Source organism: Gillisella taibaishanensis (genome assembly GCF_001938985.1).
Classification (GTDB): domain Bacteria; phylum Pseudomonadota; class Alphaproteobacteria; order Rhizobiales; family Rhizobiaceae; genus Allorhizobium; species Allorhizobium taibaishanense.
Genome location: NZ_MKIN01000021.1, coordinates 390,826 through 409,961 on the forward strand (window position 1 = coordinate 390,826; position 19,136 = coordinate 409,961).

Below are 19,136 nucleotides of genomic sequence, written 5' to 3' on the forward strand. Positions count from 1 at the left end.
CGTTTTCAGAACTCTTCCCAATTGTCAGCAGCGGCCGGCGTGGCGCCAACGGCGCGGGCGAGCTTATTGACCAAGGCCCGGGCGGGTGATGCGGCCGGCGCGTGGCCTGGCACGACCTGTCGACCAGAGGCAGAAGCACTGATTAGACTGGGTGGGTTGCCGGCACCTGACCGCGCAGGTCTTGCCACAGAGTACCGTCCCGCCTGTGCTACTTGCTGGGCGCCCACCGACCGGCCGCCAGGCGCGCGGGCATGGCCGCCAAGCTGGAACCGATCGACCAGATGCCGCAACTTCTCGGCTTCGACCGCCAGCGAACTGCTGGCCGCTGTTGCTTCTTCAACCATGGCGGCGTTTTGCTGGGTTGTTTGGTCCATTTGGTTGACGGCCGTGTTGACTTCCGAAAGTCCAACGGACTGCTCGCGGGCGGAGGTGGCGATCGCATCAAGCTGGTTATTGATGGAAACGACGTGCTCTTCAATCACCTTCAGTGCCTCACCGGTCGCGGTCACCAGTTTGACGCCATTATCGACTTCGTCGGCTGAGGCGCGGATGAGATCCTTGATTTCCTTGGCGGCTTGAGCGGAACGCTGCGCCAGTTCGCGCACTTCCTGGGCGACCACTGCAAAGCCCTTGCCTGCTTCACCGGCGCGTGCCGCTTCGACGCCCGCATTCAGCGCCAGAAGATTGGTCTGGAAGGCGATCTCATCGATCACGCCGATGATGTTGGAGATCTGGCTGGAGGAGGCTTCGATGCGCTGCATGGCATTGACGGCGTTGGCGACGACTTCGCCAGACTGACGTGCCGAGGTATTGGCATCGAGCGCAACGGCGCGGGCTTCTTCTGTGCGCATCGACGAGTTCTTGACGTTGACGGTAATCTGGTCGAGAGCGGCGGCCGTTTCTTCCAAGGCTGCAGCCTGTTGTTCGGTGCGCTTCGATAGGTCGCTGGCGCTCGAAGAGAGTTCGCGCGAGCCGCCGTCGATGGCGCGAGTAGCGTCGGTTACGGCGGACAGGGTCTCTCGCAATTGGCCGACGGCAAGGTTGAAATTGTTGCGCAATCCCTCAAAATCGGCAGCGAAGGGCTGTGTCAGCTCAAAACCGAGGTTGCCCTGCGCCAAATGCTGCAGGCCTTCGGCGAGACCGGATGTTGCCTGTTCCATCGCAGCGGCCCGATTGGCATCGGCCTCGGCATTGCGCGCGCGCTCCGCTTCGGTCTGCGACCGTTCGCTTGCAGCCTTCGTTTCGATATCGCGCGCGTTGATGCCATTGTCCTTCAGCACCTGTACTGCCTTGGCCATGGTGCCAACTTCGTCGCCGCGGTCGGCACCATCGATCTGCGCGGAGAGGTCGCCGTTTGCAAGCACGCTCAATGTAGACGCCAGCCGGCGAATAGGAGCAGCGACAGTCGAGCGTATGACGAAAACACCGCCGCCAGCGACCAGGGCCATGCCGAGCACAATGCCAACCAAAGTCGTTACAATAGTGGAACTCGTCATTGCAGTCAGCGCATCGCTTTCATCCTGGCTGACCTTGATAATCCGTGAGGTATTCTGAGCCATGGTATTCGTCAGAGCGAGGATTTCCGGCTGGCAAGCAGTAAAATACTGCTTCTGGAAAATCTGGTTGCTGGCAGCATCCGTGGTTTTCATTCCCGCTTCGACAACATTGTCGCAAGCACCGCCCAGAATGCGCAACGTTTCCGCCTTGGCATCGGCGAGGGCTTTATCCTGTGGAAGAATTCGGATGGCGGTGTCGAGATATTCGATGACACGCGCACGTGCGGCATCAAACTCGGTCTTTGCGCGCGCCAAAGCCGCCGGGTCCGTGGCCATGATGATCTCGCCAATCGTCGCACGCACGGCTTGGAAGTTTCTGTTGGCCCTCGCCGACGCAATGGCGGCCGTGGCTTCATCATTCAGCAGGCCGCGGTAGCTTTCATCGATGCCCCGCATTTTAGTTGAGGAATAAACGGAAACCGCCAAACAGAACGCCGCGCAAGCGGCCATGATAATCAAAAACTTGGTCAATATCGGCAAATTCTTCAACTATCTGCTCCTCAAAACGCCATAGATTTATAGATGCGCTTTTGCCAACGCATACCGCCTGAGTTGCATTAATAATAATTCAATCAAAAACAAAAAGTTAATATAAAACATGAATATTAGTAGCGCAACTAATATTAGATTATAGTTATATTTTTATTATTTTCGCGGTGACGGGCCATCGGATTTGACGGTGGCACGACGTTCATTCCTGAAATGAAAATAGGCACAACCTCTGGAATCCCTGAACGAGAAAGGTCACAGGATGAAATCCTGCGGGCCCTTGTTGAGCCGCCTACGAAGCCCAAAACGCAAAAACGGCGCTCCTTGCGGAACGCCGTTCGAAATCGTCTGCCTTGAGGCAGAATCGCTACAATTAAGCAGCGCGGATGTTGACAGCCTTCGGGCCCTTGCCCATGCGGTCAGCTTCGGTGTCGAAGGTTACTTCCTGACCGTCACGCAGGGTCTGAATGCCAGCAGCCTGGAGAGCGGAGATGTGAACGAAAACGTCCTTCGCGCCGCCTTCCGGAGTGATGAAGCCGAAGCCCTTGTCCTGATTGAAGAATTTTACGGTGCCCTTGATGGCCATGGGAGAAGTCCTTTTCCCTTGAGTTTTTGTTTCGCCCCGCCCGGCGGCGGCCGGAAGAAGCATGCGTCGTCCCTTCGCGAAGAGACAGGTCGGTAAGTCGCGATAACGGGGAAAAGACGTCTACCAGCGGAGGTTAAGCCTCCAGACCCGCCTGGCCGTTCGCACGACCCGGGCGGAGATACAATCAGTCCAGTCTCCGGGATCATAAATACCCGAACGGGAATTCATTTATAGGAAAGGTGCTGAAGCTTCAAGTGAATATGCGGGTTTTCGCCGAAATTTGCCCGAAAATCGTCCATTCTATCAACACCATAATCAATACCTCCCGGAAAAATCCCCATAAAAATGGGGGTTCCAAATCGTCCGATCACGTGCCGTTTATTCCAGCTCTCGCGGCGTCCAAAGCTGACTTCGTTTTCGGACGCTCTTCGCACATTGCTTCAATGATCCGGTTGAAGAGATCAAGGTTCAGAAGATCTTCGCAGGCAACGGAAAGCTTCGGTTTCCAGTTCGGATAGCCATCGCTAGTGCCCGGCACGTTTGTCGGCCTCTCCTCGTCTGTCAGATCGGCAAGTCGAACTGAGACAAGCATAGCCGACGAGCGCGCAACGTAGCGATGGGCTGCAACAACGACCTCGTGAATATCGGGCATGATATTGGCGCGGTTTTTGTCAAAGATGCCAGCCTGCGTGAGAGCACGCAGTAGATCTGCCCGCTCCTTGATACGCCCGGCCCGCTCCTGCTTCGTCGCCTCTTTCGGCACCATACCATGGTCCGCCCGGCTCTCGATATCGTCTCCGCGCCACCAGCCCGCCATCGTGTGGTGGTCGTGGGTCGAGACGCAAGCCAGGGAGAGGCTGGGATATTTACCAGGAGCGATGAAGCCGCGCTTGTCGCGCTCGTAGGATAGAATCCGATAGGACAGAAGCTGCGCTTCAGCCATCTGCTGCCGCAGCCCAGCCGGAACGAGGCCCAAGTCTTCGCCAATCACCAGGCATCGGTATTGTGTGGAAGCCTCGGCGATTGCGGCCAGGATTTCATGGCTGGGATAATCGACATAAGCCCCCTCCTCCGGCGTTTCACCATCGGGCACGAGAAACAGCCGCTGGATGGCGGCAGCATGGTCGATACGCACGGCGCCCGCATAGCGCATCGCCGCTTCAATCATCCTGCGATAGGGCGATCGGCGCGAAAAGGCGATCAATGCAGGCTGCAATGCCGCCAGTCGCCAGTCCTGGCCTTTGACAGCCCAGGGATCCGGAGGACTGCCGATGCTTGCGCCCCGCACATAAATATCGGGCTCGCTCCACGTCGCAGACCCGTCGAGCGCTTCGCCGACAGCCAGATCAAGATAAAGACCGATCCGCAGCCCGCTCTGCCGTGCATGTGTTGACACGCTATCGAGCTGCTGGCGCGCAATCCACTGCAGCCAGCATTGAAACTCGATTTCGGCCGCATGTTCGGCACTGAATGCCCTGACCGTGGGATGATCGACATCGCGGTAATCGCTAGGCCAGGAGGTCCATCCGGCTCCCGACCCTTCGCCTACCATGAAGGATGAAATCGCTTCAAAGAGGGCATGGCGGCGAAGACTTTCGCCTTCCTCCAGGAGAAAGCTCTCGAAATCAATGCGGTCCTGGTTCTCTCGGGTGGCCTGTGACGTCGTCTCGTCCCAGATCCGGCGCAACACGGTAAGCTTCAGCCTGGCAACGGCAGGATAGTCCACGAGATCAGAGCTTCGGGCAGCGTCAATATCCGTGGCATCCGCCATATCCTGCCGGTAACCGGCAACCTCGTCCACGGCAATGTAAAGAGGGTTGAGATAGCGTCGGTTCGAAGGCTCATAAGGGCTGCAGCGTTCCGGGTCCGCCAGAAAGGGCGCATGTAGCGGGTTCAGGCCAATGAAATCGGCTCCTTGGCTTGCTGCAAGGGAAACGACGGCCCTCAGATCGGAAAAATCGCCAATTCCCCAGTTGCGCGAAGAACGCAGTTCGTAGAGTTGCAAACTGAAGCCCCAGACTCGCCCGCCTTCATCCGCTTCATGGCCGTGCTGCGTTAAGAAGTCGGGCAGGAAGCTTTTAGCCGTTTCACCCGCTTCAATGTTGAGGGCTGCCAGAAGTTTACGTTTGGTCGCTTCGGAGACAGTGACCTCGGCTTGTTCGATGCCGGGTCGGACGAGGCTGATGCCGTGGCGCTTGGCAAGCCTGTTGAGCATTGACGTCATTATCGGATCCATTCGGGATTTCGGTAACCCATACAAACGGACTATCGCCACCAAGGTTCCCTCTTCCCCATTTCTTTGCCCGGCAAAGATTTTTACTGCCCCCTATCCGAGACATCTTCCGGCTGCATCCCAAAGTTCAAATGGAACATGCCGCTCGGTGAGGTGTTTCAGCTTCATCGCCAACGACGTGGATCGACGATGACGCAGCCTTATTCCGCCCCAAAAGACGAAAACGGCTTGCAGACAGGGCTTTCCCAGCCTTTCCCGCATCCGAAAATCTATTACGTCCATCCCTTGCTGCTACGAGGCATGGACGACTGGCAGGAGACTTTCCGGCACGCACGAGCGCTGGGCTTCGATACAATCCTGTCAGCTCCACTATTTTCGCGCGTACCCGGCGCCAGCGTTTTCGTCACCCAATCTTTTGATGAGCTGGATCCCGCGCTTGATCTGACGGGACCGGCCGATGATCGGCTGCGTGAATTTGTAGAGGCTGCGCGCGCTGAAGGCTTGCAGCTGATGCTCGATATCGTGATCGACAAGGTGGCTGTGCAGGAAGGGTCGGGCGATGCTGATCGCCGGCCGCTCGACCCGCGACTGTCTCCCATCTTCGCTGGTAGTCGCCAAGTTAATTTTGACGATGGCGAGGAGAGAGATCGCCACCTCTCCGACTGGCGCTCGCGTATCGCACGGTTTTCCGCGGCCGGCATTGCCGGCTTCCGCTGCCTTGGCCTTGATGCCGCGCCAGCCTCATTTTGCGCTGAGCTGATCCGTAGCGCTGGTTCCGCTCGATTCTTCGCATGGACACCAGGTATGGGTTTCGAGGCACGCCGCGCGCTTGATAGCGCCGGGTTTGCCGGAAGCTTTTCTTCCTTTGCCTGGTGGGATCTGCAGGAGCCTTGGTTTCCTGAGGAATATGAGGTGCAGCGCCGATTGGGGCCGCAGATTGTTTTTCCCGAAGCACCGTTTGCGCGTCGCGTGGCGCACGGTACGGAGAGCCGTGAAATCGTCGAACGCAAGGCCTTGCGCGCGCTTCACCTTGCCTCAACCCTTGGGCCGTTGATGGTGCCGATGGGGTTCGAGTTCGGCACACCCCATTCGCTCGATCCGATGCACGGGGATGGCCAGGGCCTGCGTGGCCTTCGCCAGCAGGGGAGTTTCGATCTTTCAGCTGCTGTCCGCGCGACCAATGCAGAGGCATCGCAAGCCTTCGCGGGCGGACCGATGCGGCTGATTACCAAAGTTGGCTCAACCGGCAGTGCGCTGCTCCAGTCCGACCGGGAAGATCTGCGGGTGGCCGAACGCGTCCGCGTCGTGGCCTTCAACCGCGATTTGCGGCGGGCAGCAACAGCACCCCTTAACGCTGTTCGGGAGCTGGCCTCTGCCTTTCTGCCGCTATCGCCATTAGGCAGAGACGAAGGCGATTCTACCTCGAAATTTGGGGTTCCGGACACCGGTCGGCTAGGTCCGGGCGCGCTAGCAGTTCTGACTGGTAGTCGAGCCAAGCCGATTCTCCTCAATCCGTCTATCTCGGCTGTCGACGCAGCCGCCTCTCCACGCTTGGCCATCGAGAGGATCGATCCGGCGGTGGATGAGGGACGGTTTCCAGTCAAGCGCATTGTTGGCGATACGGTTACCGTCGAGGCCGACATTTTCGGCGATGGGCATGATCCGCTGTCTGCTGCTTTGCGGTGGCGGACGCTGGACAGCGCAACGTGGCAGGACGTGCCGATGCAACTGATCGGCAATGATCGCTGGCGCGGGCAGTTCACGTTGTCCCGGCTTGGGCGGCATGAATTTGCCGTGGAAGCCTGGCGCAATCCGTTTGCGATTTTCCATTACGAACTGTCCAAGAAGCACGAGGCCCGGCTGGATCTGCGGCTTGAGCTTCAGGAGGGCTTGAACCTCCTGCGCCAGGCGCGTGCGGCTCTCGGTGAGGCTTCATCCGGCGACGTCGCCGGCGAACTGGATCGCCTGATCAACAGAATTGAGCAATCGCCGGAGAACCAAAAAACGCAACTGCTTCTCGATTCCCAAACTTTTGCGCTAATGGCCCGCGCCGACCAACGTCCCTTCAAACTGTCGTCGCAGCCAATCCCCGTCGACGCCGAGCGGCTGGAAGCTGGCTTTGCCAGCTGGTATGAGCTGTTTCCGCGCTCGCAAAGCGGCGATCCTCAGCGGCACGGCACCTTTGCCGATGTTGCGAAACGGCTGCCCGCCATTCGAGCTATGGGCTTCGACGTAATCTATTTCCCGCCGATCCATCCAATTGGGCAGACCAACCGCAAGGGTCGCAACAATAGTCTGAAGGCGGGACTTGGCGACCCCGGCAGCCCTTATGCGATCGGCTCAGAACAGGGCGGCCATGACGCCATTCATCCAGAGCTTGGTACCTTTGATGACTTTCGCGCCCTCGTCTCTTCCGCAAAGGATCACGGGCTGGAAATTGCGCTCGACCTGGCAATTCAGGCTTCGCCCGATCATCCCTGGCTAAAGCAGCACCCCGGCTGGTTCGACTGGCGCCCGGACGGCACGATCCGTTACGCTGAAAACCCGCCGAAAAAATATGAAGACATCGTCAACGTCGACTTCTACGCTAAGGATGCCGTTCCGGATCTCTGGCAGACGCTGCGCGACATCGTCGAGATGTGGGTGAACGAAGGCGTCAAGCTGTTTCGGGTCGATAATCCGCACACCAAGCCGTTTCCCTTCTGGGAATGGCTGATCGGCGACATCAGAGCCCGTCATCCCGAAGTGGTGTTCCTGTCGGAGGCCTTTACCAAGCCGAAGGTGATGTATCGCCTGGCGAAGATCGGTTTCTCGCAATCCTATACCTATTTCACCTGGCGCAACCTGCGCTGGGAAATCGAGCAATATATGCGCGAGTTGACCACCGAAGCGCCCAAGGAATTCTTCCGGCCGCATTTCTTCGTCAATACCCACGATATCAACCCGGATTTCCTTCAGAACGCGCCGCGCTCGGCTTATCTGATCCGAGCGGCACTGGCGGCGACCCTGTCTGGTCTGTGGGGCATCTATAACGGTTTCGAGCTTTGCGAGGGTCGGCCGGATGCCAAGCGCAAGGAATATGCCGACAGCGAGAAATATGAGATCCGCGCCTGGGACTGGGACCGGCCGGGCAACATCATCGGCGAAATCGCCATGCTCAACCGCATCCGCCGCGATAATCCGGCGCTGCATTCGCATCTCGGACTGACATTGCTCCCCTCCTCGAATGATCAGGTGATGTTCTTCGAAAAGGCGAGCCCCGGGCGAGAAAACGTCGTGCTGATCGCCATTAGCCTCGATCCGCACAACGAGCAGCACAGCACAGTCGAACTGCCGCTATGGCGCTGGCACCTGCCGGATGATGGCAGCCTTGCGCTGGAAGATCTGGTGACGTCGAGAAAATTCACGTGGACAGGCAAATGGCAGAGCGTGGGCTTCAACCCGCATATCCTGCCGTTCAGCCTTTACCGCGTCAGGTGAGGAAACAATCAATGCAGCAGGACTTTCAGCCAGCCGGAACCGATCCGCTCTGGTACAAGGACGCGATCATCTACCAATTGCACGTCAAATCCTTCTATGACGGCAATGGCGATGGGATCGGCGATTTCAAAGGCTTGACGGAGAAGCTTGATCACATTGCCTCGCTCGGGGCGACGGCGATCTGGGTTTTGCCCTTCTTCCCCTCGCCGCGTCGCGATGACGGTTATGACATTGCCGATTACAGCAATGTCAGCCCGGATTACGGCACGATGGAGGATTTCCGCGCCTTCGTTGAAGCCGCCCATGCCCGCGATATCAGGGTCATCATCGAGCTTGTGATCAACCACACTTCAGACCAGCATCCCTGGTTCGAAAGAGCGCGTCATGCGCCGGCAGGCTCGCCGGAGCGGGACTTCTATGTCTGGTCGGACACCGACCAGAAATTCCCGGAAACTCGGATCATCTTTCTCGATACGGAGAAGTCCAACTGGACATGGGATCCGGTTGCCGGCGCCTATTACTGGCACCGTTTCTATTCCCACCAGCCGGATCTGAACTTCGACAATCCGCAGGTGCTGGATGAGCTGATCGGCATTATGCGCTTCTGGCTCGATACCGGCATTGATGCCTTCCGTCTCGACGCCATTCCCTATCTGGTGGAGCGTGAGGGGACCAATAACGAGAACCTGCCGGAGACCCACGCGATCCTGAAGAAAATCAGGGCCGCGCTCGATGAAGGCCATCCCGGCAAGATGTTGCTGGCGGAAGCCAACCAATGGCCTGAGGATACCCAGGAATATTTCGGCGATGGCGACGAATGCCATATGGCTTTCCACTTCCCACTGATGCCGCGCATGTACATGGCAATCGCCAAGGAAGACCGGTTTCCGATCACCGACATCATGCGCCAGACGCCCGAAATTCCGGAGAATTGCCAATGGGCGATCTTCCTGCGCAATCACGACGAGTTGACCTTGGAAATGGTCACCGACGCCGAGCGCGACTATCTCTGGAACACCTATGCGGCTGACCGTCGCGCGCGCATCAATCTCGGTATCCGCCGCCGGTTGGCGCCGTTGATGGAACGCGACCGCCGCCGGATCGAGCTGATGAATGCGCTGTTGCTGTCGATGCGCGGCACGCCCGTGATCTATTACGGTGACGAGATCGGCATGGGCGACAATATCTATCTCGGCGACCGTGACGGCGTGCGCACGCCAATGCAATGGTCGCCGGATCGCAATGCCGGCTTCTCCCGCGCCGATCCGGCCCGCCTGGTGCTGCCGCCGCTGATGGACCCGCTCTACGGTTATGAAGCCGTCAATGTTGAGGCGCAATCGGCAGACGCGCATTCCCTGCTCAACTGGAGCCGGCATATGCTGGCACTGCGGCGCAAGTTTACCGCCTTCGGGCGTGGTACGCTGCGTTTCCTGTCGCCATCCAACCGCAAGATCATCGCATATTTGCGCGAATATGAAGGTGAAACGCTGCTCTGCGTTGCCAATCTGTCGCGCCTGCCGCAGGCGGTAGAGCTTGATCTCTCCGAGTTCGAAAAGCGCATCCCGATCGAGCTGACCGGCATGTCGGCCTTCCCGCCAATCGGCCAGCTTACCTACCTCCTGACCCTGCCACCTTACGGCTTCTTCTGGTTCAAGCTTTCAGGGGAAACCGATGCAGACGGTCCCAGCTGGCGCACCGAACCGCCGGAGCAATTGCCCGATTTCGTCACCATCGTGATGCGGCGCGAATTGACGCAATTGCTGGAAGATACGTCGGTGCAGGAGACGATTTCTCGCGAAATCCTGCCGTCTTATCTGGCAAGACGGCGCTGGTTTGCCTCCAAGGGCGAGGCCGTCAGGCGTGCTTCGCTGGTTTCGACTATTCCGATGCCCTTCGGCAACGACCTCCTGCTCGGCGAGCTTGAAACCGAGATGGAAGGCCATGTCGAGCGTTACTTCCTGCCCTTCGCTATCGCCTGGGATGATGAAAATCCGCATGCGCTGGCGCAGCAATTGGCCTTTGCCCGAGTGCGCAAGGTTCGCAGGGTCGGTTTCCTCACCGATGGCTTTGCCATGAAGAGCATGGCGCACGGCATTTTGCGCGCGCTTTGTGAACGCTCCAGCATTTCGAGCAAGAGCGGATCGATGGAATTCGTCGGCACCGAGCAGCTCGATTCCATGGACGTTTCCGACGACCTGCCCGTAACCTGGCTATCGGCGGAACAATCCAACAGTTCGCTCATCGTTGGCGATATCGCTATGATCAAGCTGATCCGGCATATCCATGAAGGCGTCCATCCTGAAGTGGAGATGACGAGGCGGCTGACGGAACTTGGCTATCCCAACACCGCACCACTTCTGGGCGAAGTAGTCCACGTCTCCCCGGAAGAGGAGCGTTCGACGCTGATTATCATCCAGGGCGCGATCCGCAATCAAGGTGACGCCTGGGCCTGGATGCTGACCACGCTACGCCAGGCGCTCGACCTCAGCCTCCCGGCAGAAGCTGACGATGAGACGGCTCAGGACCGCTTCCAGCCGCTGCTCAATCTGGCTGGCACCATCGGCCAGCGACTCGGTGAACTGCATGTAGCGCTGGCCACGCCGACGACAGACACGGCGTTCGAGCCGGTTGCGATGGACGACGGCGACGTCGCTGCTTGGACGCAATCCGTCCAAACCCGGATTGCCGACAGCCTCTCCAAGCTTTCGGATCTTGCCGATGGTCTCGATGGTGAGGCTGCTCCGATGGCGATGCATCTTGCCGGCCAGCGTGATCGGATCTTGGAGGCGGTTGCCCCCTTGGCGCAGGCCGCAAAGGATACGCTGATGATCCGCAACCACGGCGACTTCCACCTGGGCCAGATTCTGGTAGCAGAGGAAGACGTCTATATCATCGACTTCGAAGGCGAACCGGCCCGTGACCTTGCCGAACGCCGCGCCAAGACCAATCCGCTGCGCGACGTTGCCGGCCTGCTTCGGTCGCTCAGCTATCTCGCTGCCTCTGCCGATGTTGGCCAGGAAATCGCTATTCAAAGCGATATGAGCGGCCGCACCGACCAAATTGAAAAACTACGCAAGCAGGCAGAAAGCCGCTTCCTCGACAGCTATTTCGCCGTCGTCGACCAAGAGCCTCGTTTGGCGCTCGACCCGGACCGCCGTCGCAGGATTCTCGACCTGTTCCTGCTCGAAAAGGCCGCCTACGAAATCGGCTACGAGGCTAGCAACCGGCCGAACTGGCTTGCCATTCCCATGGCCGGCTTTGCGGACATTGTCGAAAGACTGACGGAGACTTCCCCATGACGGATACCGCAAGAGAATTATTGACCGGTATCGATGCAGAAGCCTTGGCCGCGCTCATCGAAGGCCGGCATGGCGATCCCTTCGCCATACTAGGGCCGCACCAGACGCCAGAAGGACGGGTAGTGCGGGTGCTGTATCCCGGCGCCATAGGCATTGAATTGCTCGACAGGGGCAGCAATGCCACGCTTGGGGCGCTTGAGGCGGTACATCCCGGCGGACTGTTTGCCGGGGTCGTGAGCTCGAATGGCGGGTATCGGCTCCGTATCACCTGGCCAGAAGCGGTCCAGATCATCGATGATCCCTATGCCTTCGGCCTGGTGCTCGGCGATCTCGACTTGCACCTGATTTCCGAAGGCACGCATTATGATCTCGGCCGCACGCTTGGCGCCAATCAGCGCGAGATGGATGGGGTTGCAGGCGTCGGCTTCGCCGTCTGGGCACCGACGGCGCGTCGCGTCTCGGTCGTTGGCGATTTCAATTCCTGGGACGGACGGCGCAACCCGATGCGGCTTCGTCAATCCGGCGGCATCTGGGAATTGTTCATTCCCGGCCTTGGGCCAGGCGAGCGCTACAAATACGAGTTGATCGACGCCAATGGCAATGTTCTCCCGCAAAAGGCCGATCCGGTCGCAAAGGCCAGCGAAGCGGCGCCCGGAACGGCCTCCATCGTCGCCTCCGCCAAGCCCTTCCCCTGGACGGACCAGAGCTGGATGACCCGCGGCAATGCGGAGGACGCTTCGAAACAGGCGATCTCGATTTACGAGGTGCATCTCGGCTCCTGGCTTCGGATTATCGAAGACGGCAACCGCTGGCTCGATTGGGTGGAGCTCAGCCAAAGGCTCATTCCTTATTTGAAGTCGATGAACTTCACCCATGTCGAGCTGCTACCGATCATGGAACATCCCTTCGGCGGCTCCTGGGGCTATCAGCCACTCGGACTATTTTCGCCGACTGGCCGCTACGGCACGCCCGAGGATTTCGCCTATTTCGTCGATCGCTGCCACGCAAACGGTATCGGCGTCATCGTCGACTGGGTGCCGGCGCACTTCCCGACCGATGTCTGGGGCCTGGCGCGGTTTGACGGCAGCGCGCTTTACGAGCATGCAGACCCGCGCGAGGGTTTTCACCGCGACTGGAACACGCTGATCTACAATCTCGGTCGAACGGAGGTCAAAGGCTTCCTGATCGCCAGTGCTTTCGAATGGCTGGAGCATTTCCATGTCGACGGATTACGGGTGGATGCCGTCGCCTCGATGCTCTATCGCGACTACAGCCGCGAGGCCGGCGAATGGATCCCGAACCAGTTTGGCGGGCGCGAAAACCTTGAGGCCGTCGAGTTCTTCAAGCATCTTAACAGCGTGGTTCATGCCCGCTGCCCGCATGCTCTGATGATTGCCGAGGAATCAACGGCTTGGCCTGGTGTGACCAAGCCGCCGGAACAGGGCGGTCTCGGCTTCGACTTCAAGTGGAATATGGGCTGGATGCATGACAGCCTCAGCTATATCGAGGAAGACCCGGTCTATCGGAAATACCATCACGGTACGATGACTTTCAGCATGATCTATCAATATTCGGAACGGTTTGTTCTGCCGCTCTCCCATGACGAAGTCGTGCATGGCAAGGGTTCACTGCTCGGCAAAATGCCGGGCGACCCCTGGCAGAAGCGCGCTAACCTGCGGGCCTATTATGCGTTCATGTGGGCACATCCCGGCAAGAAGCTGCTATTCATGGGCTGCGAACTCGGCCAGGAGACCGAGTGGAACCACGATCAGTCTGTGGCTTGGCACCTGCTCGACAATCCCGATCACGTCGGCATTCAAAAACTGTTGCAGCGCCTGAACGCGCTCTATGCGAACGAACGGGCGCTGCAGTTCGGCGATCTCGATCCATCCGGGTTCGAATGGGCTGTTGCTGACGACGCCGAGAATTCTGTGATCGCCCTGCTGCGCTATGACGAAGAGCGAAGCAGCTGTGTACTGGCGGTTTCGAATTTCACGCCTGTCCTGCGTCACGACTACAGGCTCGGCGTCCCGATGGAAGGGCGCTGGGTAGAAGTGCTCAACAGCGATGCGGGCGAATTCGGCGGCTCCGATCATCTCATTGGAGAGGTCTGGGCTGAGACGGTCCCTGCCCATGGCAGAGGCTCGTCGATCAACCTGCGCCTGCCGCCGCTTTCGACGGTGTATTTGAAATGGACTCGTCCCTAAATTGTTGAATGGTCGCTCAGTGCTGCTCATGGCGGCATTGAGCATGATCGGCGAGAACTTCGATCACACGGCACTCGGCAATAGTGCCGTGTGAGCAACCGGTGATCATTCGCTCGAGTTCCGCCTTCAAGGCCATCAACCGTTCGATTCGTTCCTCGACATCGGCAAGCCGCCGCCGAGCAATCGAATCGGCCGGTGAGCAAGATTGACCCGGCTTGTCCTGTAAATCGAGCAGGGTGCGGATAGCGTCCACCTCGAAGCCCAGCTCCCGCGCGTGGCGAATGAAGGTCAGCCTTTGTAGCTGCGCTTGACTGTAGAGCCTGCGATTTCCGTCCGTGCGCGGCGGCTGCGGCAAAAGACCGACCTGTTCATAATAGCGAATGGTCGGCACCTTGACGCCACTGATGCGGGCTGCCTCGCCAATTGCAATATCCATGATTTTTGCCCTTGCTCCTCTAGTCACTAGAGAATGTAGGATCGGATACTGAGAGTGACAAGCCTGCTCTTTTGCAGGCCAGGAATGACAGGGATAGCGCCATGGCCACCGAAAGCACCACCCGTTTCCGTATCGAGGGTATGGATTGCGCCTCCTGCGCCGCCAAGGTCGATACGGCTGCCCGGCGCGTGACTGGCGTAACCGATGTGACGGTATCCGTGACGGCGCAGACCATGGCTGTCGTGCACGGCGATGGCACCGACCTCACGGCATTGGCTGACAAAGTCACCAAGCTCGGCTACCGCGCCACCCGCATGCCGCCGAAAGAGACTCAAGTCAATTCGGAGGGCCATGCCCAAAGCGATGGGGACGAGCGTAGCGGCTGCTGCGACCATCACGATCAAGATCACAACCATGACCATAATGATCATCACGGCCATGACCACGGCGACCATGATCATGGCTCACATAAAAGCGAAGCGCATAACCATGTGCACGAGGTCGTCCCTCCTGGCACCCCTTGGTGGCGGACGTCGAAGGCTCAGCTGATGCTAGCGAGCGGCGTGGCGCTGCTCGTGGCCATGATTGTGGCTCATCTCATCCCCGCCGTCGCATTCTGGGTCTATTGCGCGGCAATCGCCGTCGGCATCGTGCCAATTGCCCGGCGTGCGGTGATGGCAGCGCTGGCGGGCACGCCATTTTCCATCGAAATGCTGATGACAATCGCGTCTGTCGGCGCCGTCTTCATTGGCGCAACACAGGAAGCGGCAACGGTGGTCTTCCTGTTTTTGGTCGGCGAATTGCTGGAAGGCTTCGCCGCTGGGCGCGCCCGCGCCAGCATCCAGGGGCTGACAAAGCTTGTGCCCGATACCGCCAGGATCGAAAACAACGGTCGGCTTGAGGAGGTCCCTGCCGACAGCCTGAAGGTCGGGATGATCGTCACCGTGCGGCCCGGAGACCGCATTCCGGCCGATGGCGAGATCGTCAAAGGCGAAAGCGCCATCAACGAAGCACCTGTAACAGGCGAGAGCATCGCCAAGACCAAGAGTGTTGGCGCGGCAGTCTTTGCCGGAACCGTCAATGGCGATGGCGTGATCGCGGTACGCGTGACCGCAGCCGCCTCTGACAACACCATTGCGCGGGTGGTGCGGCTGGTCGAAGAGGCTCAGGAGGTCAAGGCACCGACCGAGCGTTTTATCGACCGCTTCTCCCGCTACTATACCCCCGCAGTCACACTGGTCGCGGCGCTCGTCGCCGTGCTGCCGCCGCTTTTTGCTGGCGGCGACTGGAGCGAATGGCTCTACAAGGGACTGGCGATCCTGCTGATCGGCTGCCCCTGTGCCCTGGTTATTTCAACCCCCGCCGCCATTGCGGCTGGGCTTTCCGCCGGGGCGCGACGCGGCCTGCTGATGAAAGGTGGCGCGGTGCTTGAAAGCGTTGGGCGGATCACCGCCATCGCACTCGACAAGACCGGCACGCTGACCGAAGGCAAGCCAAAGGTCACCGAGATCATCCCCCTCGGCGGCGCGACGGAAGCCGATGTGCTGAAGCTGGCAGCCGCGCTTGAAGCACAGTCGAGCCATCCGCTTGCCCGCGCGATCCTCGATGAAGCTGCTGCACGCAAATATGACCTTCCGGCAGCGCGCGAAACCGGCGCCATTGCCGGCAAGGGTGTGCGGGGCAAAGTCGGGGATACCGCACTGTTTCTTGGCTCGGCTGCGGCTGCCGAAGAGCGCGCCGAACTTCCCGCCGACGTCGCAAAGCAGATCGACGCCTTGAGCAGCAAAGGCAAGTCCGTTTCGGTTCTTGTTCGGGATGACGGCATCATCGGCCTGATCGCCCTGCGCGACGAGCCGCGCGCGGACGCCGTCGCCGGTCTGAACGCGCTGAAGGCGGCCGGCATCAAGCCTATCATGCTGACCGGTGACAATGCGGCCACAGCCAAAGCGATTGGCGGCCTGCTCGATATCGAAACGCGCTACGAACTGTTGCCGCAGGACAAGCAGGAGATCGTTCGCGCCCTGCAGGCCAGGGGCGAGCGGGTGGCGAAAGTCGGCGATGGCATCAACGACGCGCCAGCGCTGGCCGCAGCCGATGTCGGCATCGCCATGGGCGGCGGCACCGATGTCGCGTTGGAAACCGCCGACGCGGCAATCCTGCATGGCCGGGTGCTCGACCTCGCCGACATGGTGCTGCTGTCAAGGCGGGTGATGGCCAATATCCACCAGAACATCACCATCGCAATCGGACTCAAGGTCGTCTTCCTCGTCACCACGGTGATTGGTGTGACCGGGCTTTGGCCCGCAATCCTTGCCGATACCGGCGCAACCGTGCTCGTCACTGCCAATGCCATGCGCCTCTTGGCCTGGCGCGGCGGCAAATCCGAAACGTGAAGACAAAACAATCATCCCGGCAAGCCTTGCGGCCGCCGGGATGATGTCATTTCTCGCGAGGAAAAACCCGCTGTTACTTCTTCTTGGAGCGCCAGCTATCGGCGTAGCTCTCGCGGGCTTCGCGCGCATACGGCGTCGGTGACACCCGCACCCGGATCTTCGCCTGCTTGTGCGGACGCTCGGAAGAGGTCTTGCCGGTACCGCCGTCGGGCTCGCCCCAGATCAGCGTCAGAACGTCGCCTTCCTTCACATCGGCTTCGACGATGCCAAGCGAGAGAACGCAGCGCTCATTGTAGGAGTAACCGGCAAACATCGACATGCCGACCATCTTGCCATCACCGTTGACGATCATATCCGCGCTCGTCGAGGCATAGTTCAGGACCGGGAAATCGATCCACTTATAGTTTTCCTCGCCTGGCCGGAATGCAGAAGCGATCACGTCAACCACATCATCCGCGTTCCACTCGAAGGTCACCTTCTTGCGGGTCACCTGGCCCTTCATCTTCTCAAGGGCGGCCTTGCCGATGAAGTCGTCCTTTTTCCAGCCGATATAAAAATCATAGCCAAGCTCGAACGGCGTAACGTAATAATCTTCGATATTGCTGGAGACGAAGCTGCCGCCGATCGAGCCATTTGCCTCATAGCTATCGGCACCGAGCCATTCGCGATAGGCCTGTAACATGCCATCGCCGGTATAGATCGCCGGCAGCGGCGACGGGATCCAGCCGCTTTCCACCGTATTGGTCGAATAAGCGCGGCTGCCGCATCGCACGAGATCGACATTGGCATCCTTGGCTGCCTCCAGAATGCAGGAGAGAATGTAATTCTTGTCCTCATACGGGCCCCAGATCTCGAGACCCGGCGCACCCGACATACCATGGCGCAGTGCCTGCACACGCTTGGAGCCGACATTGATCCAGTCGACATGGAAGAACTTGATGTCTTGAACGGGACCGCCATTCATCTTTTCAAAAATCTTCGGGGCATCCGGCCCTTGGATCTGATAGCGATAATGGGTGCGCAGCACCCGCTCGCCTTCAGGCCGCGACGTTGAGCGCGGATCGTGCTTGATGCGGACATTCCACTTGCCATAGGCGGCGCAGAACATCAGCCAGTTGGAGGTGGGCGCGCGACCGACGAGGATGAACTTGTCCTGACGTTCGCGGAAAATAATGTGGTCGCCAATCACATGTCCGTTCGGAGTGACAGGCACGAAGTGCTTGGCACGATTGAGGTCGAAATTCGAAAAGGAATTGATGCCGTGATGGCTTAGAAATTTTTCAGCGTCCGGTCCCTCGACGATCAACTCGTCCATGTGGTGAGACTGGTCGAACAAAACTGCGGAGTTGCGCCAGGCGGCCTGTTCCGTGCGCCAATTGCTGAATTCCGGCGTGACGACGGGATAGACATACATCCCGATCGGCGAATTGCGCAGCCGGCCGACAATGTCGGAATTCTGCTTCATGATGTCATTGAGACTAGACGCTGCCATCGATTTTCCTCCAAATACGTTGCGCGTTATGTATACATTTATGTCAAAGCTGCTAAAAAATACAAAGCGCCATCGTGCAGCTTTTTTGTGGCACAGCTCGCTGCCGCACCATAAAACATTTTCTCATCTCTCTAAATTACCGTAATATATCCGTCACATAACGGCTTATTGCCCAGCACTGGCAGGGGTCAGGCCGATCAGCAATGAATAAGCGCCAGCCCCGGAATTTTGCCGAGTAGAGCACGATTTTCCCGAAAGATGTATTCAAGGTTTCGCTTAGCAATCTGCGCATGCTCTCTAGCGATGGCTTCGGCACGGGCACCCTCACGTGCCGCAATGGCCTCAACAAGAGTGCGATGCTGATCCTGAGCGGAGCGGAGCGAGCGGCGGAAGGTGGCGACATCAAGCTTGTTTGGCAAAAATGCAGAGGGTGAGGCGAAGGGCAACGCGCTGGCGCGCTCTACTTCCCTGAGAACTACCGTACTGGCACAAAGGGCCGCCAACTGGCGATGGAAAACCTCATTGAGGTCGGAATAGCGGTCAAAATCGACGTCATCGACCCTGACGCCAAAACAGCGATCAAGCTGCTGAACTGTCTCTTCGATTTCTTCCAGCGCCCGCGTATCCGCACCGCGTTCGGCCGCCAACCGAGCCGCCGTCCCCTCCATCACCCCGCGTAGTTCGATGGCATCAACGACATCCCCGTATCCGAACCGACGCACTGTGAAGCCACCGTTCGGCAGACGGTCCAGCAAGCCCTCTTCGGCCAATCGCGACAGCGCTTCACGCACCGGCGTGCGGGAAATGTCGAGCGCTTCCGCCAGCGACACCTCAAACAGCCGCGTGCCACCCGCCAATTCGCCATTGACGATCTTTTCCCGCAATTCGACCACGGCACGACGTCCATGGGTCGCCAAATCCGCTGCCCGGATTGATGCGTCTTTAGACTTCTGCATGCCTTGATC

General features: G+C 59.0%; 10 protein-coding genes. 4 read left to right on the forward strand and 6 right to left on the reverse strand.

The genetic code is table 11. The features are described 5' to 3' along the window. Window positions 1-5: 5 nt before the first annotated feature. From BJF91_RS09010 to malQ, 3 genes are all read right to left on the reverse strand, one after another. Window positions 6-2,006, reverse strand: coding sequence for a methyl-accepting chemotaxis protein (locus BJF91_RS09010; protein ID WP_139310660.1), 2,001 nt, complete (start codon window positions 2,004-2,006; stop codon window positions 6-8). Between the two features lie 412 nt (window positions 2,007-2,418). Beyond that, window positions 2,419-2,631: a cold-shock protein gene (locus BJF91_RS09015; protein ID WP_012653910.1), complete on the reverse strand. Its 213-nt coding sequence runs from the start codon at window positions 2,629-2,631 to the stop codon at window positions 2,419-2,421. 367 nt (window positions 2,632-2,998) lie between these two features. Further along, window positions 2,999-4,855 carry a 4-alpha-glucanotransferase gene (malQ, locus tag BJF91_RS09020; RefSeq protein ID WP_234801578.1) on the reverse strand — a complete coding sequence of 619 codons (1,857 nt, stop codon included), beginning with the start codon at window positions 4,853-4,855 and terminating at the stop codon, window positions 2,999-3,001. Window positions 4,856-5,053: 198 nt separating this feature from the next. On the opposite strand from malQ, the gene BJF91_RS09025 reads away from it, so the two are divergent. From BJF91_RS09025 to glgB, 3 genes are read left to right on the forward strand one after another with little or no spacing between them, the layout of a single operon-like run. Then, window positions 5,054-8,344, forward strand: a complete 3,291-nt coding sequence (locus tag BJF91_RS09025) for an alpha-1,4-glucan--maltose-1-phosphate maltosyltransferase (RefSeq protein ID WP_075614543.1) — start codon at window positions 5,054-5,056, stop codon at window positions 8,342-8,344. Between the two features lie 11 nt (window positions 8,345-8,355). Beyond that, window positions 8,356-11,643, forward strand: coding sequence for a maltose alpha-D-glucosyltransferase (treS, locus tag BJF91_RS09030; protein WP_075614158.1), 3,288 nt, complete (start codon window positions 8,356-8,358; stop codon window positions 11,641-11,643). Next, on the forward strand, window positions 11,640-13,850 hold the full coding sequence (gene glgB / locus BJF91_RS09035) for a 1,4-alpha-glucan branching protein GlgB (RefSeq protein ID WP_075614159.1): 2,211 nt from the start codon (window positions 11,640-11,642) through the stop codon (window positions 13,848-13,850). The genes treS and glgB overlap by 4 nt, the downstream gene beginning before the upstream one ends. Window positions 13,851-13,866: 16 nt before the next feature. Here glgB and BJF91_RS09040 read toward each other — a convergent pair whose 3' ends face one another. Next, the gene (locus BJF91_RS09040) at window positions 13,867-14,289 is read right to left on the reverse strand and encodes a MerR family transcriptional regulator (RefSeq protein WP_139310661.1); all 423 of its coding nucleotides are present in this window, start codon (window positions 14,287-14,289) and stop codon (window positions 13,867-13,869) included. Between the two features lie 98 nt (window positions 14,290-14,387). On the opposite strand from BJF91_RS09040, the gene BJF91_RS09045 reads away from it, so the two are divergent. Continuing rightward, entirely contained in the window at window positions 14,388-16,679 is a 2,292-nt protein-coding gene (locus BJF91_RS09045) for a heavy metal translocating P-type ATPase (protein ID WP_075614161.1), read from the forward strand. 73 nt (window positions 16,680-16,752) lie between these two features. On the opposite strand, the gene ligM is transcribed toward BJF91_RS09045, so the two are convergent. Together ligM and BJF91_RS09055 are read right to left on the reverse strand one after the other, a co-directional pair. Continuing rightward, a complete protein-coding gene (gene ligM, locus BJF91_RS09050; RefSeq protein ID WP_075614162.1) occupies window positions 16,753-18,171 on the reverse strand; it encodes a vanillate/3-O-methylgallate O-demethylase in 1,419 nt (472 codons plus the stop codon). A 197-nt stretch (window positions 18,172-18,368) separates the two neighbouring features. Next, window positions 18,369-19,127, reverse strand: a complete 759-nt coding sequence (locus BJF91_RS09055) for a GntR family transcriptional regulator (protein WP_184412804.1) — start codon at window positions 19,125-19,127, stop codon at window positions 18,369-18,371. Window positions 19,128-19,136 lie beyond the last annotated feature (9 nt).